The sequence below is a fragment of the Mycobacterium vicinigordonae genome (assembly GCF_013466425.1).
GTDB lineage: Bacteria > Actinomycetota > Actinomycetes > Mycobacteriales > Mycobacteriaceae > Mycobacterium > Mycobacterium vicinigordonae.
In genome coordinates this window covers 1787909-1813776 of the sequence record NZ_CP059165.1, presented here as the reverse complement: position 1 = coordinate 1813776, position 25868 = coordinate 1787909, and the positions used below count along the sequence as shown (strand labels likewise).

The following is a 25868-nucleotide window of genomic DNA, read 5'->3' as shown; positions in this document are numbered from 1 at the left end:
TCGCAGAACCAGACCGGCGCGCGCCTCAGCCGTATCCGTTGACGTCGGGGTCGCCCAGGCGTAGCAGGATGGCGGCTAGCTCTGCCGGACGCGAGAAGAACGGCGAATGTCCACCGTCCAACTCGACGATCGACGCTCCGATTCGCTCGACCGCATTGCGCCGAGCCCAAGACTGCCCCACTGCGCGGTCGTCGCGCAGCAGCACGTAGGTCGACGGTGCATCGGGCCATCGATCGATCGGGCAGCGTTCGGTGAACACGGTGAACGATTGGTGGCGCAACCCGTCAAAAGCCCGACGCGCCAGCGCTTCCGGGCAGTCGTGGTAGAAGCCGTCCCGCACCGAATCCCAAGTGAGCCCGAACGGCCCAGCTCCGTGCTCTTGCGGCTCCGGGAATGAAATCGCATCGGGGTTGGCGGAGAGGTGGTGGACGAACGACTGACCGGGAACCGGCAGCAGGCCGCCGACAAACGCCAGCTGGCGCACTGGGCGAAGCGTAGCGATCACGGGCGCGCAAAGACCCGCAATCGAATGCGCCACCACCACAATGTCGCCGGGGCGGTCTTGGCGTTCAGAGCTCGCCCCGGCTCGCTCGATCGCGTCGATCGCCACCCGTGCCCACTGCACGGCACCAGCCGAGTCGTCGTCGACAGGAAGATCTGGAGCGACCACGCGGTGACCTTTCGCCACGAGTTCCGCCGCAACCGCGTCCCAGCAGGAACCGAAATGCATCCCACCGTGCAGCAAGGCGAAGATGGTCACGGTGTGGCTCGTGAAAGTCGGCTGACGATCTCGGGTCCGGCCAGCGGCAATTCGATGACGCCGGGTGCCGCGTCCACCACGCGAGGAATGGCGTTCACCGCGGCCATCGCGGTGGCCGTGATCCCGGGATTGACCCGACTGTCCTCGGACTGCTCCAGGTAGAGCTCCAGGGTCATGCCGGGGTCGCCCGCAATGCGGAATACCATCCCGCCCTGTCCTTCGCGTGAGGGCTTCGGCCAACGCTCGGGCCACGGCGTCGAACTCACCGTCGCAAAATATTGGACCGCCACTATCTTCCGGTCGTCGACTATGCCCGACAGCTGCCAGCGGTGACCGCAGATCGTTCCCAACGGCACCACGCCGATAGCGGTTGAAAGGTCGGCTGGAGCGAGCAGAGTCTCCCAGTCCAACTCCACGCGGTCGAGCTCGATGCCAAGTACACCCGCCAGATAGCGCACGACCGTCTCCCAGTCATGGTTCACCTTGCCCGAGGCTATCCGGGCGGGCACGTGGCCGTTGGGCTTGCCGAAACCCATTGACTCGTGCAGTACATCCCATATTGGATACGACCTGTCCAGGTCGAGCGCGTATTCATCCATCCGGTACGAATCCACTCGGCCCGCGCCGGAAAGCAGTGCGGTGGGCACGTTGAGGCTGATGAAGCCGGGTTCGCTACCGGTGGCATAAAACGTTGATTTGCCCTCGCGGGTAGCTTGATCGAGCGCGGTACGCCAGCGGGGTGGTGCAGCGGGCGGATACACCAGAGGGATAGTCGAAATCGTCACGACATTAATACCCGATGCAAGCAACGCGGCAATGTCCGCGACCGCGTCGTCCTCCCGACGGACCGCAGTCGCACAGTAAGACACGCAGTCGGGTTTCAGCGCAACGATTTCCGCGATCTCCCCCGTTGCCGTCACGCCGACATCCGTCAAACCGCATAGCCGGCCGGCATCGGTCCCGATCTTGCCAGGCGTGGAGACTTTCACACCGACGAGCTCCAACGCGGGGTCAAGAATCGTGGCCCGCAGCGCTTCTCGGCCCGTGAGACCGGTCCCAATGTGGACGACGCGATAGCGGGCGGTGGACTGATCACTCATCAACGCTCCCTTCGGTTTTCTTGCAGAAGGGATCGGCTTGCCCGATTCCTCAATGTGACTGGATTGCCCGTACAGGTTGACGTTCGGATACGGGGTCCGCTCGCAAGCGGGTTCGGACAAGCCGGCAGTGCGCACCTCGCCTTGCACCGCGAACGGCGGATCGACATGGAGTGCGATGACCGACGCCACCCAGGTAGGCGAATGCTGCGGCCCTGCCCCGTTCGATGCAGGCACCCCGGACAGGCACAGGCGCCACCCGGCGCCTGAAAATTGGGGCACTCGAAACGATCGATCACGCGGCTCCTACTGGGTGGACGGGCAATCTGAACGGCCCCTGGGTGAGAATACCAATTCTCGCGTGTGAGAATCAGCCCAACTCTGGCGCGAAGGAAACGGGTTATGACAGACCGGCACTCCAACCTCGCGGGGACGCGGATACTGATCGTTGGAGCTTCATCCGGAATCGGGCATGCGTTGGCCCTTGCCGCCCACTCCAGAGGGGCCCAGGTAGCACTTGCTGCACGCCGGTTGGACGTCTTGTCCGAACTGGCCGATCGGTTAAGCGGTTCGGCGTACGAACTCGATGTGTCGAATCCGCGCGCCGTCCAAACAGTGGTCGGCGACGTCGCTGCCAGGTTCGGCAGTCTCGATGCGGTGGTATTCACCAGTGCTGTAGTGCCCTTCGCGCTGATCGAAGACACAGATGTGGCGACCTGGCTGCATGCTTATGCTGTCAACGCCGTCGGTGTCACTCACGTGCTGCGGATGGTCCTGCCCCACCTTGCCGAAAACGCCACGGTTGTCGTCGCCTCAAGCCACGACGTCGGTCGCCCGCGCGCCGGCGTGGCCGCCTACCACGCGAGCAAGGCCGCGCTCGACGAGATCCTGCGCTCCTGGCGGGCGGAGCACCCTGAACTCGCCCTGATCCGGGTGAGCGTCGGCCCAACCGGGGACACCGAGATCCTACGCGGCGCCGACCGCGATCTGCTGGCCGATCTGTACCGGGCCTGGGCGCAGGCGGGTCAGATTCCAGCTGAGATGTCCGCGGTCGAGGATGTGGCTAACGCGATGCTCTCCCTGATCGCGGTTTCACGCGCGAACCCCACGGTCGTGAGCGAGATCGTGCATTTGGCGCCACGAATCATTAAGAGCCCCTAGGGCTCCTCGGGGAAGGACGAAACAATGGAACTTGGCTTGACGGGCGCCACGGCTGTCGTGACCGGCGGCAGCAAGGGAATGGGGCTCGCGATCGCCGAAAGCCTTGGGGCCGAGGGGGCCTCGGTGGCGATCATGGCGCGTGGTCGAGTTGCGCTGGACATCGCCGCTGAGCGTGTCCGCCGTGCAGGCGCCCCCGAGGTGCTGGCGGTCAGGGTTGATATGGCCGACGCTGAGTCCATCTCGGCGGCGTTCGCATCGGTCGCCGATTCCTGGAACAGCCTGAATGTGCTGGTGCACACCATCGGTCCGAGCGCTGGCGCGTTCGATGAGCTCACAGACGACGACTGGCACGCCGCATTCGATCTTGGCACGCTGTCCGCCGTGCGCTCGGTCCGGGCTGCCCTGCCGTTGTTGCGATCGGCCGACTGGGCTCGCATCGTCACGCTCTCGGCGCATTCGATCCAACGGCAGAGCGCTCGGCTGGTCGCCTATACGGCGGCCAAGTCGGCGCTGTCGAGTCTGACCAAGAACCTGTCCAAGAGCCTGGGGGCCGAAGGCATCCTGGTGAACTGCGTCTGCCCCGGCACCATCGTGACGGCCAGCTTCACTGAGGTCTTGCGCGATGTGCTAGCCGCAGACGGGCTGGATTCGTCGGATCCCACGGACGTGATGACGTGGGTCGAAAAGACCTATGGCCATCCCTGCGACATAGGTCGTGCTGGACTACCTGAGGAGATCGCCTCCGCCACAACCTATCTCGTGTCGCAGCGCAACAGCTACGTGACGGGAGCCACCGTCAACGTCGACGGCGGATCAGACTTCATCTGATCGAGACAGGGAGACAAATAAGGAGGTGACCGCAGGAGACTACGTGGCTGGCACGGCGCCACGCTCGGTCCAGTGCGCGACGAACGGAGCGATCTTTGACAGGTCGTAGAGGCCCGGTGCGGCGGCCATCACCGTCGGGATGGCGTTGATGGCATGCATGGCCGTAGCCAGGCAGCCCTGCGCGGCGTGATCCTCGTCGTGGGAGCCGATCACCAGATGGAAGCTGAGGTTAGGCTTGCCCTCGAAGGTCACCGCGTAGCCGATCTCGGCGGGCCACTGGGGGGCCAGGTCGTCCGCCATCCGGGTTAGATGTTCGACGGCCAGCGCGGTTTCACCGCAGTCGACTTCGACACCGAAGCGCATCGCCCCCACGGTCCCCGCCGGAATATTTCCGGCAGCCACGGTGAGCGCCTTCGGCGTCGTTGCGACCTCACGAAACCCCTCAACGGCCTGAATCTGGAGGCCGAGTGCCTGCGCGAGCACCGTCGCGCTGCCGATCCACGCGCTCGCCGCGTAGTCGGTGTTGGTCAGCAGAGGGGTCGTGTCATCGGGTTCGTGACCGAAGCCCATCGCGTTGAAGATCAGGTCGTGGCTGGCATAGGTCGAGTAATTCAACACCTCACGCACGCTGATGCGGTCCGCCCGCTCGGTGAGCCGGGACAAGATCGGTGCCAACGACTCGCCGATGAAGCCGGGATACAGACCGAGACCGAGGAACGACGAACCACCGACACGGCAGGCCTTTTCGATCCCATCCGCGAGCGACACGTGCAACGACCGGGGATGGATGAAGCGGCTACCGGTGGCTACCACGTTCTTACCCGAGGCGAGCAGGTCACAGACATCCGCGAAACAGCCGGGAGTGTCGGTCTCGACTTTGCCCATGTAGAGCACCACGTCGGCGTCGGTGCCGACGAGGTCTTCGCGATCGGCCGACGTCCGCACCCCCGACTCGGGCCGGCCGCACAGGGTGCCCGCGTCTAGTCCGGCCTTCGCGGGGTCATACACGCGCACGCCGACCAGTTCCAAGTCAGGCCGACTCAGGACGTGCCGCAACGACATCATTCCGGTCACTCCGGTCGCCCACTGGATCACGCGAGTCACGTCCGACGACCGCCTTAATCCCACACCACGTCGAGGCGTGGCGGCGAACGGAACAGCGTGCCACTCACATACGGCGGCGGCGCGTCGGGGTTCAACCGCAATCCTGGCAGTTGGTCGAAAAGCGCATTAAAGATCTTGGTGCTCTCCAGCCGTGCCAGGTGCATGCCAAGGCAGACGTGCGCACCGTGCCCGAAACCTATGTGCGGCTTGCGGTCCCGGAAGATATCGAAGGATTCGGCATCATTCCAGCGGGTCTCGTCGTGGTTCGCGCTGCCAAGGTTCACCATCATCGTCGAACCCTTCGGGATTTCCAAACCGAAGAACTCGGTGTCGGCACTCACCTCCCGAATGAAGTTCAGCAACGGTGTCTCCCATCGAATCCCCTCCTCGATCGCCTGTGGCAACAGGCCCCGGTCCGCGCGCACCGCATCGAGTTGATCGGTGTGAGTCAACAGACCCATCGCGAGGCTCGCAGTCGACCGTGAGGTGGTCTCCGCTCCGGCTGGTAGCAGGTTGCGCATGAAGCCGTAGATCTGCTCGTCTGACATTTTGACGCCGTCGATCTCGGCCTGCGACAGAATGGTCACCATGTCGTCCTTCGGCGACTTGCGTCGGCCGGCAAGCACGCCGACGAAGTACTCCTTCATTTCCGCCGACGCTCTCAACGCTGTTTCCATGTCGGCTCTAAAGCCCAGCAAGTCGATGGCCAGTCGATGGAACTGCCCGATATCGGACTCCGGCAGACCGAGCAGGGCTGCGATGATCCGCACGGGAATGGGCATGAACACCGCATCGACCAAATCGGCGCAGTTGTTCTCGCGGAACTTCGCTATCGTGCGATCGACGAGGGGCCCGACGAGTTCGCTGTCCCAGCGCTTCATCGATGACCTTGCGAAAGCGAATTCGTGCAACCTGCGGTAGGTCGCGTGCTCTGGTTCCTGCATCTCGAGGATCGTCGGTCCCTGCAGCGGGCGCACCATGTCCTCGTAGATCCGCGTGCTGAACGTGATGTTGTCGGTGAACACGGCCTTAACCGCATCGAATGAGTACGCGGTGAAAGTCTTTGTCCCGTTGGGCCCGTCCTCGGGAATGCCCATCTCAGGCCAACCGGGGTGGACGGGTGCCTTCGCGCGGAGCTCGTGTAGTAGCGGGTAGGGCGTCGCGTCGCCGTCGGCGCCCATTCCGGCATTGAACTTTGCCTGGGCCTCACGAATGCGCTGATCGATGTCGTCGGTAACCGTCGGCTCCGCCATGCGTCACCTCCCGTGCCGTCCTCAACCTACAGCCTGTCGGTTGCTAACCTACATGATGTAGGTGTTAGCGACCAGAACCCGAAACATTCGCGAAAGCGCTACCTGGACCATCTGATTGATGTCTAGCGTCGAGCGTAGGCAAACCGGCGTGCGCAACATAGTTTGTCAAGGTTCTCGGTGTCCGTCGGACATCCCCACAACAGGAAATGCTGATTTACAGATATCGCATATCAACCTTCCGGTGGTGTAGCGTCTCCACCGGGGCCGCCGGCCATGACGAGATGAACGATGATGCTGGCACCGAAACTGGAACCCCCGAACCATATTGCCGAGTCGTAAATGCATATTTCCATCCAGCGAATACGTCCCTTTTCTCAGCTGATAGCCTCACTCTCAACCTCGCATCAAGGAGAAGTATGCGCCCCCGACTACCTGATTCTGGTGAGCGCCGGCGATCATCCGTGGGAGAACCACCCAATTGTTTGACCGCAGCGTCGCGGGGGCGACTGTCGGTTCCGGCAGCGCGAAACTCGATGTCTGACAATGTCTGACAGCGTCATAGAAGGACAACGATCAATGCGGGTCGCGCTCGTTGGCTCCTCCTCGGGCCTCGGCCGATGTATCGGTACTGGGCTCGCCCAACGAGGCGCACACGTCGCGCTGCTGGCGCGTCGCTACGACAGGTTGGTCGTCGCGGCCAAAGAAGCCGGCAATGGCGCGGTGGCCATCGCCTGTGATGTGACCGACGCCGACAGTTGCCAGCACGCGCTCTCTGAGGTTGTCGGCTCACTCGGCGGTTTAGACGCCCTGGTGTACACCACCGGAATGGGGGTGCTAGCCCCTCTGCGCGAAGTCAGCGCGGAACAATGGGCACAGTTGTTCGCCACGAACGTCACCGGGGCGTCGCTCATCACCGCGGCCGCCGCACCTCACCTGGCCGAGGCCGCGGGCTCGGCCGTCTATCTGTCCTCCCTTAGTGCGTCCTACACGACGCCATGGCCGATGCTCGGTGCCTATGCGGTAACCAAGAGCGCGTTGGACAAACTCGTCGAGGCCTGGCGCGTTGAACACCCGGAGATCGGGTTCACTCGGCTCGCGGTAGGAGACAGCCTCGGAGGCCGCGGTGACGCGCAGACCGAGTTCAACAAGAGCTGGGATCCCGGCGTGCTGGATAAGGCCATCCGGTACTGGATGGAGAACAAATACATGCTTGGCGGTCTGATTGATGTCGAGCATCTGACCGAAATCGTCAACGCCGTCATCCGCTGTGGTAGTAGCAGTTTTATTCCCTATCTCACATTGGCGCCGCGTGCCTCGGACGCAGTGAAGGAACGCCGGCAATGGTGAACCACGAATCGCGAATGCTCATCGACGGCAAACTCGTAGCGTCCGCGACCGGACGCCCGTTCCACAACGTCGATCCGGCGAACGATGCAATGCTGGCGATCGCCACCGCGCGGAGTGACCGTGACAACACCGACCGCTCCGGCAATGGCGATGCGCACCAGCGAACGGCGCCAATTGTCGGCGGCGTTGGAGGCCGAATGCGAACCCACGCGTTCCGATCTCGGGTCCCTAATGCTAGTTGTCGGATTCGACGGCTACGACGACGCCGTGCGGATCGCCAACCGGTCGATTCGCGGCCTTTCAGCCGTGGTCTTCGCGAACGCCCGCGAGCCCGCCAAGTCCGTCGCGGGCCGGAGAAGGACCCTCGGCTGCCCGGCATCCTGAGCCAACTCCCCCAACGAAAGAAGCAACAATGAAGTCCAAAGCAGCAGTGTTGCGCGGTGTCGGTATCGACTGGGAAGTCACCGAGGTAGAGCTCGATCCGCCGCACGCCGGCGAAGTTCTCGTCAAGATGGCCTACGCGGGGGTCTGTCACTCCGACGAACACTTCTACACCGGCGACAGCGTGCCCAACTCAGAGATGGAAGAGATGATGCGGGCCGCCGGCCGTCCGGTGCCGGAATGGTTCCCCATGTTGGGTGGTCACGAAGGCTCCGGAGTAGTCGAGGCAGTCGGCCCCAACGTAAGGACCCTCGAACCCGGGGACCACGTGGCAATCTCGTTTCTGCCTGCCTGCGGTAGCTGCCGGTGGTGCGCCACCGGCCACACCTACCTATGCGACATCGGTGCCGACATCTACGACAAGGCCATGACCACCGACGGCACCCGACGCCGTCATCTAGACGGCGAAGATCTCATGGCGATGATGCAGGTCGGCACCTTCTCCGAGTACGTCGTGGCCGCCGAGAGGTCGCTGGTCAAAGTCCATGACTGGATACCCCTGGAGGCGGCGTCGCTGGTGTCCTGCGGTGTGACAACGGGATTCGGATCGGGATCGGTCGCTGCCGGCACCGAAGCCGGCGACACCGTCGTCGTTGTCGGTGTCGGAGGGATAGGCATGAACGCCGTCCAGGGCGCGAAGGTGGCTGGCGCCAAGCAAATCGTGGCCGTCGACCCCAACGAGTTCAAACGTGAGGTCGCACCTATGTTTGGCGCTACCCACACCGCTGCCGACATCGGCGCCGCCCTCGAGCTGGTCAAGGAGATCACCTGGGGCGTGATGGCCGACAGGGTCATTCTCACCCCTGGCGTCGTACCCACAGACATGGTCCTGATGGGAATGATGTTGCTCCGCAAGGGCGGAACGTGCGTTATGACCGGGATGCCTAAAATTACCGACCTGATGGTGCCGATGGTTCTCACTGATTTCGTCAGCTCATGCAAGACCTTCAAAGGCGTGCTCTATGGCGAGATGAACCCGCGCGAGGCGATGCCAAAACTTCTGTCGATGTATGAGGCGGGCCAGATCAAGCTCGACGAGCTGGTCACGCAGAAATACAAGCTCGACGACATAAACGAGGCGATGCGAGACCTTCGCGCGGGCAACAACATTCGCGGCGTCATAGTCTTCGAGTGAGTAACTTGGATGTCCGGCCCGCGGTTCAGCGGCGAAGCCAGCACGCCTCGGATAGCATCCAATTCCCATCGCAGGCCCGCGCCAGCGAAACGTTGGTTCTCGCTATCGGGTCAGGGCTAATTGCGCATCCAGGGTGCGATGTCTTCTCCAGGTCCCGGCCCTGCCAGGCTCCCTTGAACGATTTGTGGATCTTGGACACACCGTATTGCTGATGCCCAAGGCCGGTCGGAAGAACGGGTTTCACCGCACGCCTGCCCGGGCGCCGGCTGGACAGCTGCAGACCATCGCAGCGCGGCGAAGAACTCCTACTGTCGGCCCGGCGCGTGAAGTGGGCGACAATGCACGGCGAGGCAGGTCGCGCCGCTTCCGATGTCGCGCCTGCGGCGTCACAGAACGCCTAGACGGGTACTACGGCAACATCTACACCCCACACCGCCCGCACGATGATGTCGGGCCTCAGCAACGGACCCACCCACCCAAATAGGCTGGTTAAACGCTTCGGCTAGGGATCACCAACGTAAACAACTACCGCATCCGAGCACTGGTCTAAGCCGGCAAACCCAGCGGCGGCGTCGTCCCATCCATCGTCGTGCGATGAACACCACACCCAGGCAAGATCCGAAGCGCCCACAACGGTGGAGCTAAGGGGACTCGAACCCCTGACCCCCTGTCAATGGCCATCTGGAAGTCCCCGTTTTTGGCCAGGAAGAGTCCCCGCCCCGTTGCGGGTGATTGGCTAACTCTTGGCGGCCCCTTTCTTGCGTGGTGCAGGAGCCGGTCGAGGATGCTGGCCGCGGTGGTGTGTTCGGGCAGGAAGCGGCCCCATTGTTCGAAGGGCCAGTGTGAGGCGATGGCCAACGAGCGGCGCTCGTAGCCGGCCGCGACGAGCCGGAACAGCAGTTGGGTTCCGGTGTCGTCGAGTGGGGCGAAGCCGATCTCATCCAAGATGACGAGGTCTGCGCGTAGCAGTGTGTCGATGATCTTGCCGACGGTGTTGTCGGCCAGACCGCGGTAGAGCACCTCGATGAGGTCGGCGGCGGTGAAGTAGCGGACTTTGAATCCGGCGTGCACGGCGGCGTTTCCGCAGGTGATGAGCAGGTGGCTCTTGCCTGTGCCCGGCGGACCGATGACTGCCAGATTCTGTTGCGCCCGAATCCATTCCAGGCTTGACAGGTAGTCGAACGTGGCTTGGGTGACCGAGGACCCCGACACGTCGAACCCGTCGAGGGTCTTGGTGACGGGAAACGCTGCGGCCTTGAGGCGGTTGGCGGTGTTGGAGGCGTCGCGGGCGGCGATCTCGGCGGCGACCAACGTTCGCAGGAGCTCCTCGGGGGTCCAGCGTTGGGTCTTGGCCACCTGCAGCACTTCGGCGGCGTTGCGGCGCACCGTGGCCAACTTCAGCCGCCGCAGCGCGGCGTCGAGGTCAGCAGCCAGTGGCGCCACCGACGCCGGTGCGGCTGGTTTGACGGTGCCGGTGCCGGTGGCGGTCATGATGCCGTCCCGTCGGTGGTGCTGATCTTGTAGGCCTCCAAGGACCGGGTCTCGGCGGTGGGGAGGTCTAAGACCAGAGCGTCGCCGGCCGGACGGGGTTGTGGGGTGCCGGTGCCGGCGGCCAGGATCGAGCGCACGTCGGCGGCGCGGAACCGTCGAAACGCCACCGCCCGGCGCAGCGCGTCGATCAACGCCTGCTCGCCATGAGCGGCGCCCAACCCGATCAGGGTGTCGAGTTCGGACTTCAGTCGGGTGTTACCGATGGCAGCAGCACCGACCAGGAATTGCTCCGCTTCGGCGCCTAGAGCGCAGAACTGTTCCTCCGCTGAGGTTTTCGGGCGTGGACCGCGTGAGGGCGCCCGGCGGGGACCGTCGTAATGCTCATCGAGGATCGAGGTCTCACCCGGGCCCACCAACTCATGTTCGGCCACGATAGCCCCGGTGGCCGGTTCGAGCAGAATCAGGGCGCCGTGATCGACGACCACGGCGACAGTGGCACCCACGAGCCGCTGGGGCACCGAGTAGCGGGCCGAGCCATAGCGGATGCACGACAGAGTGTCGACCTTACGGCGCAGCGCCCCCGAACCGATCGTCGGCCGCAGCGACGGCAGCGCCGTAAGGACGGTGCGTTCATCGACCAATCGATCGTTGGGCACAGCGCAGATCTCCGAATGCACCGCAGCGTTGACCTCGGCGCACCAGGCTTGGGCGTGGGCGTTGAGAGCACGCAGGTCAACCTGCTCACCGGTGATCGCGGCTTCGGTCAGCAATGGAACCGCAAGGTCGTCCTGGGCATAACCACACAGGTTCTCCACGATGCCCTTCGACTGCGGATCCGCACCATGGCAGAAGTCCGGAACAAACCCATAATGCGAGGCGAATCGCACGTAATCTGGCGTGGGCACAACGACATTGGCGACCACACCGCCTTTGAGGCAGCCCATCCGGTCGGCCAGGATCTTGGCCGGAACCCCACCGATCGCCTCGAGGGCTGCCACGATCATCGCCAGCGTGGTCGATGCCTTCTCATCAGCAGCGAAGCGCACGAACCGCCACCGCGAATACGCCAGGACCGCGCAAAACACCATCAATCCGGGCGCGGCCTGGGCCCAGTCCATCACCAGATACTCACCTGGTGACCACACCGCCGGGCGGCGCTGATGTCTATTCTGTTTGCGCCACAACACTTTCTGCTCGGCCACCAACCGGCGGAAGTTCCGTGCCGAGCCTTGATATCCGGCGGCACGGGCGATCGCCAGCATCCGCTTGGCCGACATCTTGCCCTTGGACTTGTCGACCCGCTCAGCCACCAGTTCGGTGAACGGATCGACGTTGCGGGGCCGCGGCTCCCGAGGCGGCGGCCCGCCGGTCTGAGCCCGCTCAACGACCCGTTTGACCGTCTTGTGGGTGGTGCCGCACAGCTCGGCCGCGCCGCGATACGACCCGACCTGGTGATACGCCGAAATGATGTTCATACGCTCCCTTGCAGACTTCAATAGAGCTCCCTGGGCGGTGATCAGGTGACAGTTGGCGCTATCACCGTCACCGCCCAGGCCCTCAGCTCCCGGAAAAGACACGACGAGCCCGCAAAGGAGCGGGGACTTCTACCTGGCCACCAGTGGGGACTTCCTACTGGCCACAGATGGGGACCTTCTCATGGCCATTCACACCCCCACACTGCCAGTGTGAAACCAGGTGTGCTGGTCCGTGGCCTGATGTCTATTGCGTGGCGATCTGCGCACTTCGACTCGCTAATTTCGTACTGATGCGTCTAGGGCGTGTTTGCCTGTGACCGAGAGTTATAGGACACGGTTAGGACACGCCGAACGGGTGTTCGTAGGTCGTTGGCTTCGGGATCGGCACCGAGTGCCCAACCAGCCGGAATTCGAAAGGTGGTCCCGTCAGCTCGTACGTCTCTGAGCCGAGACGAGGGGAATTAGCTCACCGCCGGGATGACGCCCGCTGCCTCTAGCTGTCGAAATGCACGCTCAACATGACGATCGGTGAAGATTCGTCCCTTGCGCTCTGTCCAGTTCCGAACCGCTTCGGCCGCTTTTCGGGGGCATCCGGCTTGTTCGTGCGTAACAACCCAGTGGGTGCTGGCCAACAGCTCAAGGCCGTACGGCTCCTCGTAACCATGGACGATGCTCATAACCCGGTCAACCAAGTGGGTCACCGCATCCGGGGCAGATTCGAGAAGGTGCACTAACTCTGATCGCCCACGTTCCGTGGGAACAATTGGCCTCAAGTCCAGGACTCTATCCGCACCGTCACCAAATCCGGAGACAAAGTTACCCTCCATGTCCAGCACCAAGTGGCGCGCTCGATCGCTGTATGGCCCGTATCTACCCTGCGAATAGGCAAGTTTGAGAGATGGATCAACGCAGTCGGCGAAATAGAGCAACTTCTGGATCTCCAAGTGCGAGAGGCCTTTGCCCGACAACGGCTCGACTTCGGCACGCGCTTCGGCGTACTGATCCATGAGGGCGAGAACAGTAGCGCGTCCTCGTGTCATCTTTATCCGGCCTGACGACACGATTTGCTGACGCGTGCGCGTAGGCGCGAAGAGATATACCGTGACACCCTCAAGCTGTTCAAAAGCTTCCCGAATCATCGGCGCTACGTCTGCCCAGTCCAATCCCCCGTTGCCCGCTCCGAGTGGCGGAACGGCGATTGCGTGCAGATCGAGCTCCTTCACCACGCGCAGCAGGTCGAACAACCCCTCAGAGATGTAACTGAGCCTTGACGGAGCGCGCCAATGGGTCTTGGTAGGAAAGTTAATGACCCACGCGGGTCCAGTCAGCTCGTTGGTCGGCACTGGCAACATCCTGCCGATCTGGACATTGCCACGTTTGCACTCACGGGCGTACGCGTCGAAAACTGCTGGATAACGACGTTTCACTTGGAGGGCGATCCCCTTGCCCATCACTCCGACGCAGTTGACGGTGTTGACGATCGCATCCACGTCGGCCGTGAGGAGATCACCCGAGGTCTCAACGATCATCTGGAATCTCCATGAAGTAGTTCCTTGGTTCGACCTGATACTGCATCATGCCACCGACAACACCCAGAGCCTGCCTGGCGGCGGCCAATGTCTCGTCGGCTTTACAAACCACGTACCGAACGAGCGAGACCGGCAGGCGGCCGTGAACTAGTAGTTCGGCCTGCCGTCGACGCGTCCGGTCAGAGTCTTCGGCGCTTTTCCAGTACTTGAGCTTCAACGTACTGAAGTCGACAAACGATCCAACGCGGTCGAGTGATGCGCAGAACTCGGTGAATTCCGACCTGGCGTTGCCGTCGCTAACACACCACGTGACCTCAGGGATTAGGTCGCCTAAGCGAACACCGAAGTAGACGAGTGACTTCTGATCGTGGCGCTCGTTCGCGATACGGTAAAGCATCGGCGATCGGGGAGCGAGGTAGAACGGTACGTGGTCGCCTACAACCGATTCCGGGTAGGGGTGTGGGAGATCAATTCGGCGGCTCAGTCGGTCGTTCTTAATCCCGTGGTCAGCGATATCCACATGTGGGAAGCCCATCGAGTGGCAAACTAGCGCGGCTCGCCCCGCGATGGAGGAGACGTTGCCCAAGTGTGTGAAGTGCCACGCGATCCAATCTGCTGGGTTGAGTTCAGACGGCCCGGGCGGAGAGACGGCGGCGAAACCCGATTCCCAAATGCGATACATGACGACGAGCAACCTCCCTCGCACAGCCTAGATGCGGCAAGAGCGGAAGCGTCTCCGGAGACTTACGTGCCGTTCCGAAGCGATGACCCACCCCACGGCCGCCTCTGCCCTCGCAGTCGACCTCGTGCGACCAAGGCCGACAAATTGGGGGCGCGGGTCTCCCGACACGCCCCACATTAATGTTGCATTGGATGCGATATTATCGCGGATTTGCGATAATATTCAGCCGTGACAAACATTGATCACCTTGTTCAGCGCATCGCGCCGCTGGTCGAACCGATGCACGACGCTTTCGGTCATGCTCGCCGCCGTGTTGAAGGTCTGGGCATTGCTGCCGGCAAGGATAAGCAGTGGCTCCGCACCGCGCTCTTCCGTAGCGAGGCCTTTGACTACCTGGCGGGACACCCGGTCGACCACTGGCGAATCGACAAGAAGTATCACCGCCAGAACGGGGCGATTCACTTGGCGCACTCAGACGGCGACTTGGGCCTGCGGATTTTGCGTGAAGCGCCGACGCCCGGCGGTGTTCCCTGCGCCGGTTCTAATCGCCAGCGACGCGCGTACTACCTCAACCGTCCCTGTGCCCAGTTGGGCCTCTGGGGTGAGCCGAAAAACGTCTCGCACAATTTGTTGGTGTTGTGGGACGAGTGCGACGAGGGTGTGTCGCTGCGGATGGTTCGCCCGATCGGAACTGGTACGTCACTGCGTGGAGTGCCTATCGACTTGTCGGTGGATTTACCTCGGTTGCGGACCGATTTCGAGAAGCTGCGGTTCGAGGTTCTGGACGAAGCGTTGGACGAGACGGTCGACATCGACGAGCAGGAGGACAGCAGTGGCGGCAGCGCTTAACCGCGGTGCCCGATTGACTGATCTTCGCGAGCTCTTGCAGCTCACTCAAAACGAACTTGCGCAGGCGGCCGATGTTCCGCAATCAACGATTTCAGCTGTCGAGAAAGGTGACAGGGAGCTAACGCCAGCGATGGTGAACGCGGTGTGTGCGGGCGTGCGCGTACCGTTGACATTCTTCGATTTCCCCGCGGTGCGTGTTGATCCGGCCGCAGTGCATTTCAGGAAGATGTCAAGCGCGGGAGTGAAATCCACTAAGTCGGCTCTGCGCTATTTCGAAGAGCTGCAGCGCATTACGAATTTGCTCATGGAGGAGTGGAGCGGAAAGCGTACGGAGCTGAAGCCAGTCACGGGCCATATTGATGGAGCAGACATTGAGGAGATCGCTGTCGAGGTTCGTGACGAGTTGGGGATATCGCAGGATCAACCCGTAAAGCACGTGATGCGAGCGGTCGAACGGTCGGGGATCGCTGTCGCGCCGCTGGTGCGTCTAGGTATGGACCACCCGGCGTTTGACGGACATTCCGGGATGTCCCGCGCTAGGTCGGAATCAGCGTTGGTTATGTTCGCTCCCAGCACCGCCGGTGATCGTCAACGCTTTACTGTTGCACACGAACTCGGTCATTTGAAATTGCATTTCGCCCGAACGGTCGATGACGAGCGCACTCGAGAGAAGGAAGCACACCGATTTGCCGGCGCACTTTTATACCCGCGACACGTTGCTAAGCGCGACATTTCGGAATCTCTGAGCCTCAACGGTTATGCACGTATCAAGGCGCGATGGGGCATCGCGATTCAGGCACTGATTCAACGCGGTCGCGACTTGCGACTGATCTCGACCGACCGTCATAGATCGCTGATGATCCAAGTGTCTTCCCGGGGATGGCGAAAAAATGAGCCTGTCGAAGTCGGCGTAGAGCATCCGATCTTGCTCTGGCGCTTGCTTTCTTCGAAGTATGGTGACGCACCGTACATGGCTGCCTCACACGATTTCGGTATCGCTCCGGAGCTACTCGAACTCTGGATACCAAATCGAGCAGCGAAGCGAGGACCCACCGGCGACGTTGTACCTCTGTTCTCGACGGGGCAGCGCTCGACCCGGAACCCGCGCCAGCGACATTAAGCGTTCGGTCTTAGCAAGGCACAGTCCGCAGCTTCGACCTCAAACACGCCAGCTCGAAGCTGCCGGGGCCACCCTGGTCGGGCAGCCCAAGGGCCGTGCAGACGTCAACGTGGTCCACCCGGCCGTCCACGAATAGCTGACCCGCCACCGCCTCGACCGCGGTCCAGCAGCGTTCCAGTAGGGGTGTTTGTCCTCTCGTGCTCGCCGTTGCGGCCGGTCGGGGGCGCCGCGGCCCGAAGCCAGATCCACCGCCCCCAACCGGCCACCTACTCCGTTCGCTGACGTTCCATGAACTGCGCGGCTTTGCGGTACTTGGCCAGCCGTTTGGCGCGTTCCTTGCCCTCGGCTTTCTCACCGGCCACGAGACCGGCTTCGACGTAGGCGGTCAGACACGAGCGACAACGCCAACCATGTACAGAGCCCGAATACGCGAGACAGGGACCGCTGCAATCCCAACATTGCCCCGGCGTCGACATCGACGCTGTCTCTGTGCCGCGTGCGGTGGTTGCGGTCATGGTGCCGGCCGGGGCTGTGCCGGTCGCGGACCTTTGAGCGCGGGATCGACGGTGCGGGCGAAGTCGTCGGCGAAGCGTGAATCGACGCGATCGGGCAGCACGTCCACAGTGTTGGCCTTGGTGATGAGCCGTGCCTCGCGGGCGCTGTCCTCGGGCACCCGATACAGCGGATGCGGCCCGGAGCGGGTGAGCTTTTCGATGAGCGGGGCCGGTGTGCGTTCGAGCAAGCGGTTCAGCACCTGGCCTCGCGCGTGCGAGTCAGGCGCGCTGATAGTGGCAAACCCGTTCCTGACGAGAACGCTGACTCCCGGAATCGCTTTGAGCGCCTTGGTGTTTGGCATTTCTGTGTTTCCCTGTCTCCTAGGTGATTTCGACGGCCGCGATGGCGGATTCGTAGCCGACCAAGACGCTGCGCTCGGCCAGCGCGACGAACTGATTCGTGGTGGGCGTGATGGCCTCGTAGGGCGACACCGGCCCGCGCCACCCGAACACCGGCGAGCTCGCGACCAGCGTCGAACCGAGCGTGTCGACGTACCCACCGCCGAACACCACCTGGTGACCCAGGGCGGTGCGGAATGTCCCACTGCCGTCCGCGGTGAGCACCTGGCGACTGATGGCCGGGCTGGCCCACTGCGCGCTGGCATGGATCACGCCGAGGGTCTGCGTCTTGGCCAGGTGCGCCTCGAGTGCGCCGAGTGCCTCAACGATGTCGTTGGCCGTCAAGGCGGTGCCGGCGTCGTCGAGCAGCCGTGCGGCGACACTCGTTTCCACCGCTCGCTGTTCGAGGCGGGCCAGGTTGCGTGCGGCGCGGTCGCGCACGTCTTGCAGTTCGGCCGCGGACAGGTCGCCGCAGTAGTTGTGATCGAACCCGTAGACAGTCATTGCCTCGAAGGCTTCGAGGTCGTCGATATCGGGGCGCTCGCCGGTCTTGAGGTCGTCGTTCGTCAGGTCGTCAATCGAGGCGCACCACGGCGCGTTCCACTGGCCGAAACCACTGTCGCCGGGGAAGTTGAACGGCCGCATCTCAATGCCTGAGCCCAGACAGCGCAGCGGCTCGGTACCGTCCTGCGCCCAGGTGACGACCTGATAGAGGCCGTGCGGGGGTTCCGGGAGTAGCGGTACCTCGAATTGGATTGGCAGTAGGGCTGTGTCTGCGGTCATGGTGCGGTGGCTCCCGTCGTGGAGGTGGTGTTGGTCCTGAGCTTGGAGAGGGCGCGTTGCGTGCGTTCGCGGTCCTGGCGGGCTCGGGTGGCGGCGTTGAACTCCTCGATGCTCGGAAGATGTTGGTAGCGATCGACTTTCGGGATCATGCGCGCCAGGTCGGATGCGGCCGTGTCGACCAGTCGCAAGGCATCTTCGAGGGTTTCGGACGCCGAGGGGCGCCGGGTGGACTGCCCTCGCGGTGCGGTGCGGTCCAACAGTCGGGCCAGATCGGCGGCCAGGGGCACGGTGTAGTCGACCAGTACCACCGCCCAGCTACCCGCAAGAATCTGCTCGTCGCTGATCGCGGGCGCCTCGGGATTCGCGGCCAGCTGCCGAACGTGCCGCTCAATGCGCTTGCGGGCGCCCTGGTCGGCGTGGCTGGACCATTCCGCGAGCAACTCGACCACCGTGTTGACCACTTCGTGCGTAGCCCCGCTGATCTGTTCGATGCGCTGTCGCACTGCCAGCGGCCGGGGGAGCTGTGCGACTTGCGCGGCCAGTGGGTGCACAATCGCGGCGATCTCGTCGTCGAGCCGGAACGCACCGCCGTACCGGACGGGCAACCACTGGCGACGGCGCTGACGCTGCTCGGCTTGGCTGTAGACCGGCTCGGGCACCGGGGCCGAGGGCTGCGGTCGCGGCCGGATGTAGGACTTCGCGGCGATCATGCCGACACCGCCTGGTGTGCGTGGCGCAGCATGTCGGCCAGGGCGGGGATGTGTTCGGGCGCGAGCTGTTCACGCTCGGTATCGATGACCCTTCGGCACCGCCACCACGCCAACGCAGCGTGGCATTCACGAATTCGCGGGTCCGTGTCGGGCACACCGTGCGCCTTGAGGGCGGCGTGGCGCGCCTGCCAGCGGACGGGTGACAAAGAGGCCGGATCGATCATGCGGGCCACCGTAGGTTGCAAGGGTGCAGGGCAGCCCGGCATGTCCGCATGAGTTTGCCTGTACCGACCAAAGTGGAAAATCTGAAATTCAAAATGCTGAAAATTTGTTGAGTACGGGAGTGGTTGGCCTGCAACCCTTTTCGCTTGGATCTCCCGATACCGGACGGCTTTACTCAGGGTATGTGTAAACAAAACGGTCGATTCGTTAACACCTTTGCTGCCGCTGGCCGCGTCATCGCCTACGTCCGGGTTTCGACTGACGAGCAGGCAGCCTCGGGTGCCGGACTCGAAGCGCAGCGCGCAGCCATCGAAGCCGAGGCGGCGCGTCGTGGGTGGACCATCGTGGGATGGCACGCGGATACCGGAATCAGCGGGTCCAAGCGAGTCGAGCAGCGGCCCGTTTGTCCGCAGCGATCGCGGCCATTGAGGATGGCAAAGCCGCGGTGCTCATGGTCGCCAAGACAGACCGCGTTGCTCGCGGGCTGCGTACGTTGCTCGATGTGATCGACCGGGTTGAGCGTGCTGATGGTGCGGTGGTCGCCGTCGATAGCACCATCGACACCAGCACTGCCGCTGGCCGGTTCCAGACTCAGATCATGGGCTCGGTGGCCGAGCTGGAACGTGCGCTGATCAGTGACCGCACCAAGGCCGCGCTTGCCGTGCGTAAGGCTCAAGGTGTTCGGCTTGGCCGGCCGTCGACACTGCCGCGTGAGGTCGTGGTGCGCATCGTGCAGGCCAAGGCAGCCGGTGCATCACTGCGCGCGATCGCGGCCGAGCTGACTGCCGAAGGTGTGCCCAGTGCACGCGGTGGCAAGTGGGAAGCTGCCACCATCAAGCGCGTGCTCGAAGGCCAGGACGCCGAGCGTGTGCGCGCTGAGATGGCCTGATCAGGTGCGGCCTGTGGCTCCGCGCAACAGACCGCGCAACCGGTCATACCCGCTGCGGCCACCGTGGCGCAGGCTCCTGGTCAGGTGCGCAGGTGCGCTCACCTGCGGCTGGCCGACCGTGCGGCCGAGCTGGCCGAGCTTCGCAAGTTCGTTAGGGCCGGGCCGGTCAGTTATCCGGCGCGTGAGGTCCAGCGGTGAGAACTCAATACGGTGGCCGGCCACGGGCGCCAGGCGGTCGTGGGCGATGACCAACGCGGATACCTGGTCTGGGCAGTGTTGGGCACCGCCTTGCCATTGGACTGCAGCGGTTTCGAGTTCGGGGAAATGGCCGGCCAGGCGGCATCTCCCGGTTTCGAGTGCCTGAAGCAGCGGCGCAGCGCGTGATTCCGCGTTGCCGCCGCGGGGCCGGCCTTTGGGCGGCCAGGCGCTGACCTTGATGAACCGGCCCACGTCGGTGCGCGCGAGTGCTTCGCGAACCACGCGCGTATAGGTGGTCCCAGCGGCGAAGGCTTCTACCGCGATCTCCACCGCTCCCACGCTTACCGCCAAATCGACCGCAGCCCTGGCCCATTCATCGCTCGTCATATGGGCAGATACGTCTGCAATCAGTGCGACCTGGCCGTCTGCGGTTAGCGAGGCCGCAACGACACCGGCCGCGTCTCGCTCGCCGCTGTCGGCCGGGTCCACCGCCACGACCGTTCTCACCGGATTCGGCGGCGCTGCCGGTAGGCGCCAGTCGTCGAGCCATTCCCGTTTGATCAGGCCGCCCTCGGGACTGCTCGGCACGCCCTCAAACAGGGCGTACCAGGCGCGCTCGCCGACCGAGCTACGCAAGTCGTCGAACTGCTCACGGGTACGGCCCAGCGCCGAGGTCATCGCCACGCCGGGCGGCCGATCCAGCGCGTCGGGTATCCCACCTTCGGCCACGGCCGGGATGTTGACATGGGTCCACCGCTCCGGTTCCTCCCGGAGTAGCGAACCGATCAGATCTCTTTCGTGCCAGCGGGTCCCGATGATGACCACGCTGCCGCCAGGGTGAACACGCGTCATCAGCGTGGCTCGAAATTCCGCGAGTACGCGAGCACGGCTGGCTTCGCTGTCGGCTTCGGCCGCGTTTTTGGTGGCATCGTCAATAAGCAATAACCCCGCGCCGAAACCCGTCACACCGGAGGTAATGCCGACCGCCAGAAGGCCACCGCGACGGCCGTCGACCGCCCAGCGGGCCGCGCTCGTCTTGTCTGCGGAGAGCCGGAAACCCAACAGGTCCGAGTGCTCCTCGACGAGCGCGCGCGTGGTGCGCGAATGCTCCCAAGCCAAAGAATCGGCGTACGAGGCCAGTATCACCCGCTCATCGGGGTTGCGGGACAACGCGAACAGCGTGCCGATCACGGCGACCGTGGTCGATTTCGATTCCCGCGGGGGACACGTGATGATGGTGCGGCGATCGGGCTGAGTGATCGCGTCGGCCAGGGCGTCACTGATCATTTCGACCGCGGGCGTTCGCCGATAGCCCGGAATGGTCCGCTCGGCCAGCTCGGCCGGGCTGGCTGGGCGTCGTTGCTGTCGTCGAGCCGACAGGCATCGAGTGCCCACCAGGGGTCTCACGCGGCCATGACAATCGACAAGGCGATCCAGGTGGACCCGCCAATCTTGATCGCGTGGACCTGGCCGGCAGTGTGCAACCCAACCAACGCCGCCATATTGCGCCAGTTGGACGCCGCAGGCAGCTTCTCGCGGAGGATCGACCAGGGCGCTGTCTCGCCGGGAAACTCGCGTAATGCGACCAGGATCGCCTCGTCGAGCTGTTCATCAGTTGTGCTAGTCGGGAGTGTCACGCGCGTCCCTTTCGTCGGCGAGCCAGGGCAAGAAACTCGCCGAGTTCGTCGGCAGGGATGCCGCCGACTGCGAGCACGCCGCGTGCGATCTGGCATTGCAGGGCGAATAGCGGATCTCCCTCGCCGACCACCTGGCCGACGAGCTGGCGACACTGCTCGGCCAATTCGGCGTCCAGGTCGGCGGGATCAAGCCGGCCTTCGGCCGCATCCTTGGCAATCGACATCGCTGCCTTGATCACGTCGTCGGCCGGTGTTGCGTCTGTGCTCATGGCGCGGGAACCACCTCCGCTTCAATGATGTTGCTGGCCGATTTGCGGGGTTGCCGTTGCGCGAGGGCCAATAGCTCGGACTCTGCGCGGTCCAGGATCGCGACGGCGGACTGAGACACGTGGACCTCGGTCTGTACCTTGACCGGCGAGTGAGCACCGTGCAGCTTGGCGTCTTCGACGATGTTGTTGCGAAGTTCCTTGGCCAACAGGGTCAGGTCGTCGTTGTCGTTGCGGACCTTGGCGTCGGCGAACTGCTCGTACAGCACGGCCCGCATGATGCGCAGCCCCTCGGATGCCGAACGCCGAACAGCTTCGGGCGCGGCGGCCGGGGTGCGCTTGGTCAACCGAGTCACCGCCATGTAGGCGGCTGAGGGTGATCCGTACCCGAGTTCGGCCGCGATCTCTGACCAGGTGCGCCCGGTCGCCCGCAGCCGCCAGGCTTCCTCGGTCCTGGCGCGGCTGTCTTGGCGGCTCATGGTCGGGGCCATGTTCACATTGTGGCGACGGCGGGTGCAACGTGGTCGCTGACCTGCGGTGATGACGTCGAAACACGGTGCTACACAACGAGATTCGGTCGCGAGCCGCGCGCGAAAGTCGTTGTGCTGCAATGAATTTCGACGGTGACCGATGTCACCTTCACAATGCGTTCACATTACTTGACAACCGGGGGCGGGTGCGGAAGGGTTCACCGCCTCCCACCTTGCCCAAATCGGGCTACTGCGTGGGTGGGCACGTCGACAAAGTGGGGTGGCACCCGTGGCGGCCTCTGGTGAAACTGCGCCGGTGCCCGGTTGGTCGGTAGTCTTGCTCACGTCATCCTTTCGACAAGGGGATGTTTGGGGTAGTCGCACCGCGCCGAGGAAGAGGCCAATCTCCCGGCGCGGTGCATCCTTTTTGGGTCAGACCGACTGTGCCGCTGGTGATTCCGGTATTACGGCGCGGGCATCTAACCAGGCATCCAGATCGGCCACGCGATAGCGCACGCGATTGTGCGCGATCCGGATGTACGTCGGCCCAATGCCAAGGCGCCGCCAGCGTTTGAGTGTGTCGACGTTGACGCCGAGTCGCCGCCCGGCGGCCGGCGGATCAACGACGTAGGGAGCGTCAGGCATGTTGGTCGCGTCCTCACTTAGGGGTCATTCGGGGTGTGCGGAACCGTATAAAAAACGGGTGCAAACACTGGCTGCTCGGCGCACGACGACCCGCCCCCAGAGGCATTACGGGGCGGGTCGTCGCCGGTCTGGGGCGGTGCGCTCATGGCCCAAACGGCACCGGATCGAGGGTGGCGGCCATTGCGGCGGCACGTAGTTCGTCGTCGTCGACAGGGGGATGAAGTACTTGGGCGTGGACAATGTCGCAATTGAAATATGTTGTGCGGGTGTGTTACTCGGCGCCGTCGTCCATATCGGCTGCGATTGCTCACATCAACTGGACCATGGCCCGTGCTGTTTCGTCGTTGGGCAACGCCTTCTCCAACCGCGAGGCCTGCTCTCGCAGGACCGGCGGAGTGCGATTAGTGCCGATCAGACCGTCAATGATCTTGTTTAAGCCTTCGTCATCGGTTAGATGGACCTCGGTGTTGCCGGAGTAGTCAACGGTCGCTTCGTTGACCGCAGCGCCAAGGTGTTCCGCTGCGGTTTGGCACCCCGGGCAGATGATTCCGACCATGAGCCCGGCGATGAAGTCGGCGTTCCAATCGCCCTGACCGCGATAGCGTTTGCGGCACCTGCAGCACTTTGCGACCTTAGCGGCGGGGGCGCTCATTGGCTCGCCTCCTCACTTCGATGGCTTCCGCGGTGGTCATTAGGTGTCCTTCCCGTTGAGTTGCCAAGTGATGATGAATGTACTGTGTAGACATTCATCACGCAATATGCCATTCTCAGATGCATGACAACTGGCGCAACGACACAGACACGGTTCACCGTGGACGAATTACGAAATGAGCCCGCAACGATCAGCGTCGAGCGTGCCTCTCAATACCTTGGCCTCTCAAGGGCATTCGCGTATCAAATGGCCCGCGACGGACGACTGTCGACACTGTCCGTGGGCCCGCGGCGGGTCCGAGTTATCACCGCTGCGCTGTTGCGCGATCTCACCGCTGAAGCGCGCTAGCAGAAACGGAGCGCCCGCCCCACGGGCACGCAGGGATAGAACCCAACATTCCCGGAAGGAACCGGATCACGTGGAGCCACAACACGGTGACGTCGTATCGGTGGGCTTTGCCGACCCTCGCGAAAAGGGCCGCACCGGACCCTTCGCCGCACCTAATCGTGACGATCGCGTCGCGATTCGGCTGCACGGCCACCCGTACCGCTATGTCGTGAAGGTTGCCGTCAGTAGAGGGTCAGAACCGCGGCTTGCCGAACTGACCGTGATCGCCGACAAGGGCCAGGTGGTCGACTCCGCGGCCGTGCGGTCGGTTCCCGTACGCCGGCTGGCTCACAGTGCGGCCCAGTGGATCGAGCGCGGCGGAGGCGCCTTTGCTCTGCCTGGCGACTACGAAGAGAACGACAGCCGGCCAGAGAACGCGGACCCGCGACTTTACGAGGTCAGCTGGCGAATCGAAGCCGCAATCATGAACGGCGAGCCCGTTCGTCGCACGGTGGCCCAGCAGATGAACATCAGCACCGCCACCCTTGACCGGCTCATCGCCAAGGCCAAGGCATTCGACTTTCTCGACGGTATCGAGCTGTCCCGTCGACCACCGCCACGCCAACGCGACACCACAACCGAGGAGAACAACTGATGAGCACCGACGAGACACAGCCACAGAAGCGTGCCGAACGCACTGACAGCTCGATCAAGCCAATCAAGCGCAACGGCAAAGTGATTGGTTACAGAGCACGCCCGACACTCGGTACCGACCCGGTTACGGGGCGGCAGGTCCGTCCAACGAAGGTGTTCAAGACCAAGAAACCCGCTCAAGATTGGGTCACCGAGCAGCGCCAGCAGTGGAGCACGGCGACGTGGGCGCCGAAGTCGACGCGCACGTTCGACGAGGTTGCCGACCATTGGCTCAAGCTGCGCGCGGCCGACCCCTCAATCGGCCCGAATACCGTTCGTGCCGACCGTGAATCGCTGGCCTACGCACGTCGCGCCTTCGGCGCGGTCCCGGTCCAGAAGCTCACCCCCGCCACTTTCGCCGACTGGTCCGCATCCCTGACCGGCAAGGGCAGAAAGCCACTCGCGCCGGCCACCAAGCGCCGCGCGATAGTCCGACTCAAATCGGTGATGGCGCACGCACGCAAAATGCGCTGGCTGACCTATGACCCCTCGGCTGACCTCGAATCACCTGAGCAGAAGGCGATCACCGCCACCGCCGCAGATGACATTTGGACACCGACGCAGATGAGCGCGTTCCTCGATCACGTCGCCGCCCACCGTCTCGGCGGGTGCTTCGCCCTGACCCTGCTCGGGCTGCGCCGCGAGGAGGTCGGCGGGCTGCGCTGGTCGGACGTCGACCTCGAAACAGGTGCGCTGCGTGTCCGTCAGGCGCGAGTCGACGTCAACGGACGCGACCACATCGTGCCGACCAAGACCGACCGCAGCGCTCGCGACCTGCCGGTGCCACCGCGCGAGCTGGCGATGCTCAAGGCCATGCGCGCGACTCATCTGCGCGAGCGGCTGGCCGTGGGCCGACCGTTGGCCGTCGCCGATCTGCTGCTCTCGCGGGCCGATGGCACACCGCTGCCCGTGCGCGATTACAGCCGCGAGTTCACCACGCAGCGCGAGGCGGCAGGACTCAAGGCGATCACCCTCGGGAAGCTACGGCACTCGAACATCTCGCGGATGCGCGCGGCGGGTATCGCCGCCGATGTCGTCGCCGCCTGGCACGGCCACACCGAGCGCATGACTCAGGCGGTCTACGGGCGCGTGACCGACGACCGGCTGACCGCCGCGTCGGCGGTGTTCTCGGCAGCGGTAGGACAGAGTTAGGACATTCGGCCTCGTGCCGCACCCGCTCAGCTAACGACTAAACCCGCTCCGATGCAGGT

General features: G+C 63.7%; 29 protein-coding genes and 1 pseudogene. 12 read left to right on the top strand and 18 right to left on the bottom strand.

Features of this window, described 5'->3' with window-relative positions:
- Positions 1 to 25: 25 nt before the first annotated feature.
- Positions 26 to 760, bottom strand: coding sequence for an alpha/beta fold hydrolase (locus H0P51_RS08180; RefSeq protein ID WP_180917450.1), 735 nt, complete (start codon positions 758 to 760; stop codon positions 26 to 28).
- A complete protein-coding gene (locus tag H0P51_RS08175; RefSeq protein ID WP_180918821.1) occupies positions 757 to 1680 on the bottom strand; it encodes a dihydrodipicolinate reductase in 924 nt (307 codons plus the stop codon). Before H0P51_RS08175 ends, H0P51_RS08180 begins: the two co-directional genes overlap by 4 nt.
- A 579-nt stretch (positions 1681 to 2259) precedes the next feature.
- Here H0P51_RS08175 and H0P51_RS08170 point away from each other — a divergent pair.
- Together H0P51_RS08170 and H0P51_RS08165 are read left to right on the top strand one after the other, a co-directional pair.
- On the top strand, positions 2260 to 3018 hold the full coding sequence (locus tag H0P51_RS08170; protein WP_180917449.1) for an SDR family oxidoreductase: 759 nt from the start codon (positions 2260 to 2262) through the stop codon (positions 3016 to 3018).
- A gap of 24 nt (positions 3019 to 3042) precedes the next feature.
- Positions 3043 to 3846 (top strand): SDR family NAD(P)-dependent oxidoreductase, encoded by an 804-nt coding sequence (locus H0P51_RS08165; RefSeq protein ID WP_180917448.1) that lies wholly within the window; start codon positions 3043 to 3045, stop codon positions 3844 to 3846.
- 39 nt (positions 3847 to 3885) lie between these two features.
- On the opposite strand, the gene H0P51_RS08160 is transcribed toward H0P51_RS08165, so the two are convergent.
- Together H0P51_RS08160 and H0P51_RS08155 are read right to left on the bottom strand one after the other, a co-directional pair.
- Positions 3886 to 4941: an NAD(P)H-dependent amine dehydrogenase family protein gene (locus H0P51_RS08160; protein WP_343061797.1), complete on the bottom strand. Its 1056-nt coding sequence runs from the start codon at positions 4939 to 4941 to the stop codon at positions 3886 to 3888.
- 23 nt (positions 4942 to 4964) lie between these two features.
- Positions 4965 to 6203 (bottom strand): cytochrome P450, encoded by a 1239-nt coding sequence (locus H0P51_RS08155; RefSeq protein ID WP_180917447.1) that lies wholly within the window; start codon positions 6201 to 6203, stop codon positions 4965 to 4967.
- Between the two features lie 576 nt (positions 6204 to 6779).
- On the opposite strand from H0P51_RS08155, the gene H0P51_RS08150 reads away from it, so the two are divergent.
- The 3 genes from H0P51_RS08150 to H0P51_RS08140 all read left to right on the top strand — a co-directional run bounded on the left by H0P51_RS08150 (position 6780) and on the right by H0P51_RS08140 (position 9126).
- Positions 6780 to 7550 (top strand): SDR family oxidoreductase, encoded by a 771-nt coding sequence (locus tag H0P51_RS08150; protein WP_246398475.1) that lies wholly within the window; start codon positions 6780 to 6782, stop codon positions 7548 to 7550.
- 120 nt (positions 7551 to 7670) lie between these two features.
- Positions 7671 to 7934 (top strand): hypothetical protein, encoded by a 264-nt coding sequence (locus tag H0P51_RS08145; RefSeq protein ID WP_180917445.1) that lies wholly within the window; start codon positions 7671 to 7673, stop codon positions 7932 to 7934.
- A 28-nt stretch (positions 7935 to 7962) separates the two neighbouring features.
- Positions 7963 to 9126 (top strand): NDMA-dependent alcohol dehydrogenase, encoded by a 1164-nt coding sequence (locus H0P51_RS08140; RefSeq protein ID WP_180917444.1) that lies wholly within the window; start codon positions 7963 to 7965, stop codon positions 9124 to 9126.
- A gap of 546 nt (positions 9127 to 9672) precedes the next feature.
- Here H0P51_RS08140 and istB read toward each other — a convergent pair.
- The 4 genes from istB to H0P51_RS08120 all read right to left on the bottom strand — a co-directional run bounded on the left by istB (position 9673) and on the right by H0P51_RS08120 (position 14303).
- Positions 9673 to 10617, bottom strand: a complete 945-nt coding sequence (gene istB, locus H0P51_RS08135; RefSeq protein WP_425488973.1) for an IS21-like element helper ATPase IstB — start codon at positions 10615 to 10617, stop codon at positions 9673 to 9675.
- Complete coding sequence (gene istA / locus H0P51_RS08130; protein ID WP_180917443.1) at positions 10614 to 12113, bottom strand: IS21 family transposase; 1500 nt, start codon at positions 12111 to 12113, stop codon at positions 10614 to 10616. The genes istB and istA overlap by 4 nt, the downstream gene beginning before the upstream one ends.
- Positions 12114 to 12553: 440 nt before the next feature.
- A complete protein-coding gene (darG, locus tag H0P51_RS08125; RefSeq protein ID WP_180917442.1) occupies positions 12554 to 13621 on the bottom strand; it encodes a type II toxin-antitoxin system antitoxin DNA ADP-ribosyl glycohydrolase DarG in 1068 nt (355 codons plus the stop codon).
- A complete protein-coding gene (locus H0P51_RS08120) occupies positions 13611 to 14303 on the bottom strand; it encodes a DUF4433 domain-containing protein (protein WP_246398752.1) in 693 nt (230 codons plus the stop codon). Before H0P51_RS08120 ends, darG begins: the two co-directional genes overlap by 11 nt.
- Before the next feature lie 228 nt (positions 14304 to 14531).
- On the opposite strand from H0P51_RS08120, the gene H0P51_RS08115 reads away from it, so the two are divergent.
- Positions 14532 to 15152 carry a hypothetical protein gene (locus H0P51_RS08115; RefSeq protein ID WP_246398473.1) on the top strand — a complete coding sequence of 207 codons (621 nt, stop codon included), beginning with the start codon at positions 14532 to 14534 and terminating at the stop codon, positions 15150 to 15152.
- A complete protein-coding gene (locus tag H0P51_RS08110; RefSeq protein ID WP_180917440.1) occupies positions 15136 to 16272 on the top strand; it encodes an XRE family transcriptional regulator in 1137 nt (378 codons plus the stop codon). The genes H0P51_RS08115 and H0P51_RS08110 overlap by 17 nt, the downstream gene beginning before the upstream one ends.
- A 511-nt stretch (positions 16273 to 16783) precedes the next feature.
- Here the strand turns inward: H0P51_RS08110 and H0P51_RS08105 are convergent.
- The 4 genes from H0P51_RS08105 to H0P51_RS08090 are packed head-to-tail and all read right to left on the bottom strand — an operon-like array spanning position 16784 to position 18882.
- Positions 16784 to 17128 (bottom strand): hypothetical protein, encoded by a 345-nt coding sequence (locus H0P51_RS08105; RefSeq protein ID WP_180917439.1) that lies wholly within the window; start codon positions 17126 to 17128, stop codon positions 16784 to 16786.
- Between the two features lie 19 nt (positions 17129 to 17147).
- Positions 17148 to 17948 (bottom strand): hypothetical protein, encoded by an 801-nt coding sequence (locus tag H0P51_RS08100; RefSeq protein ID WP_180917438.1) that lies wholly within the window; start codon positions 17946 to 17948, stop codon positions 17148 to 17150.
- Positions 17945 to 18658, bottom strand: coding sequence for a hypothetical protein (locus tag H0P51_RS08095; protein WP_180917437.1), 714 nt, complete (start codon positions 18656 to 18658; stop codon positions 17945 to 17947). The genes H0P51_RS08100 and H0P51_RS08095 overlap by 4 nt, the downstream gene beginning before the upstream one ends.
- Complete coding sequence (locus H0P51_RS08090) at positions 18655 to 18882, bottom strand: hypothetical protein (RefSeq protein WP_180917436.1); 228 nt, start codon at positions 18880 to 18882, stop codon at positions 18655 to 18657. Before H0P51_RS08090 ends, H0P51_RS08095 begins: the two co-directional genes overlap by 4 nt.
- A 180-nt stretch (positions 18883 to 19062) precedes the next feature.
- On the opposite strand from H0P51_RS08090, the pseudogene H0P51_RS28390 reads away from it, so the two are divergent.
- Together H0P51_RS28390 and H0P51_RS29310 are read left to right on the top strand one after the other, a co-directional pair.
- Positions 19063 to 19502: pseudogene (locus H0P51_RS28390) on the top strand (recombinase family protein); the annotation flags it as partial.
- The gene (locus H0P51_RS29310) at positions 19479 to 19769 is read left to right on the top strand and encodes a recombinase family protein (RefSeq protein WP_484549467.1); all 291 of its coding nucleotides are present in this window, start codon (positions 19479 to 19481) and stop codon (positions 19767 to 19769) included. The pseudogene H0P51_RS28390 and the gene H0P51_RS29310, both read left to right, overlap by 24 nt.
- Here the strand turns inward: H0P51_RS29310 and H0P51_RS08080 are convergent, their stop codons facing one another.
- The 6 genes from H0P51_RS08080 to H0P51_RS08055 all read right to left on the bottom strand — a co-directional run bounded on the left by H0P51_RS08080 (position 19770) and on the right by H0P51_RS08055 (position 23637).
- A complete protein-coding gene (locus tag H0P51_RS08080) occupies positions 19770 to 21374 on the bottom strand; it encodes a terminase large subunit domain-containing protein (RefSeq protein WP_246398467.1) in 1605 nt (534 codons plus the stop codon).
- A complete protein-coding gene (locus H0P51_RS08075) occupies positions 21371 to 21604 on the bottom strand; it encodes a hypothetical protein (RefSeq protein ID WP_180917435.1) in 234 nt (77 codons plus the stop codon). The genes H0P51_RS08080 and H0P51_RS08075 overlap by 4 nt, the downstream gene beginning before the upstream one ends.
- Positions 21601 to 21873 carry a flagellar hook-length control protein gene (locus H0P51_RS08070; protein ID WP_180917434.1) on the bottom strand — a complete coding sequence of 91 codons (273 nt, stop codon included), beginning with the start codon at positions 21871 to 21873 and terminating at the stop codon, positions 21601 to 21603. The genes H0P51_RS08075 and H0P51_RS08070 overlap by 4 nt, the downstream gene beginning before the upstream one ends.
- A complete protein-coding gene (locus H0P51_RS08065) occupies positions 21870 to 22361 on the bottom strand; it encodes a hypothetical protein (RefSeq protein ID WP_180917433.1) in 492 nt (163 codons plus the stop codon). Before H0P51_RS08065 ends, H0P51_RS08070 begins: the two co-directional genes overlap by 4 nt.
- A 411-nt stretch (positions 22362 to 22772) precedes the next feature.
- Positions 22773 to 22985 (bottom strand): helix-turn-helix transcriptional regulator, encoded by a 213-nt coding sequence (locus H0P51_RS08060; protein ID WP_180917432.1) that lies wholly within the window; start codon positions 22983 to 22985, stop codon positions 22773 to 22775.
- A gap of 307 nt (positions 22986 to 23292) precedes the next feature.
- Positions 23293 to 23637 (bottom strand): hypothetical protein, encoded by a 345-nt coding sequence (locus H0P51_RS08055; protein ID WP_180917431.1) that lies wholly within the window; start codon positions 23635 to 23637, stop codon positions 23293 to 23295.
- 123 nt (positions 23638 to 23760) lie between these two features.
- Here H0P51_RS08055 and H0P51_RS28860 point away from each other — a divergent pair, with 123 nt between their 5' ends.
- The 3 genes from H0P51_RS28860 (at position 23761) to H0P51_RS08040 (ending at position 25809) form a co-directional block, all read left to right on the top strand.
- The gene (locus tag H0P51_RS28860) at positions 23761 to 23985 is read left to right on the top strand and encodes an excisionase family DNA-binding protein (RefSeq protein ID WP_180917430.1); all 225 of its coding nucleotides are present in this window, start codon (positions 23761 to 23763) and stop codon (positions 23983 to 23985) included.
- Between the two features lie 70 nt (positions 23986 to 24055).
- Complete coding sequence (locus tag H0P51_RS08045) at positions 24056 to 24619, top strand: hypothetical protein (RefSeq protein WP_180917429.1); 564 nt, start codon at positions 24056 to 24058, stop codon at positions 24617 to 24619.
- Positions 24619 to 25809 carry a tyrosine-type recombinase/integrase gene (locus H0P51_RS08040; protein WP_180917428.1) on the top strand — a complete coding sequence of 397 codons (1191 nt, stop codon included), beginning with the start codon at positions 24619 to 24621 and terminating at the stop codon, positions 25807 to 25809. Before H0P51_RS08045 ends, H0P51_RS08040 begins: the two co-directional genes overlap by 1 nt.
- Positions 25810 to 25868 lie beyond the last annotated feature (59 nt).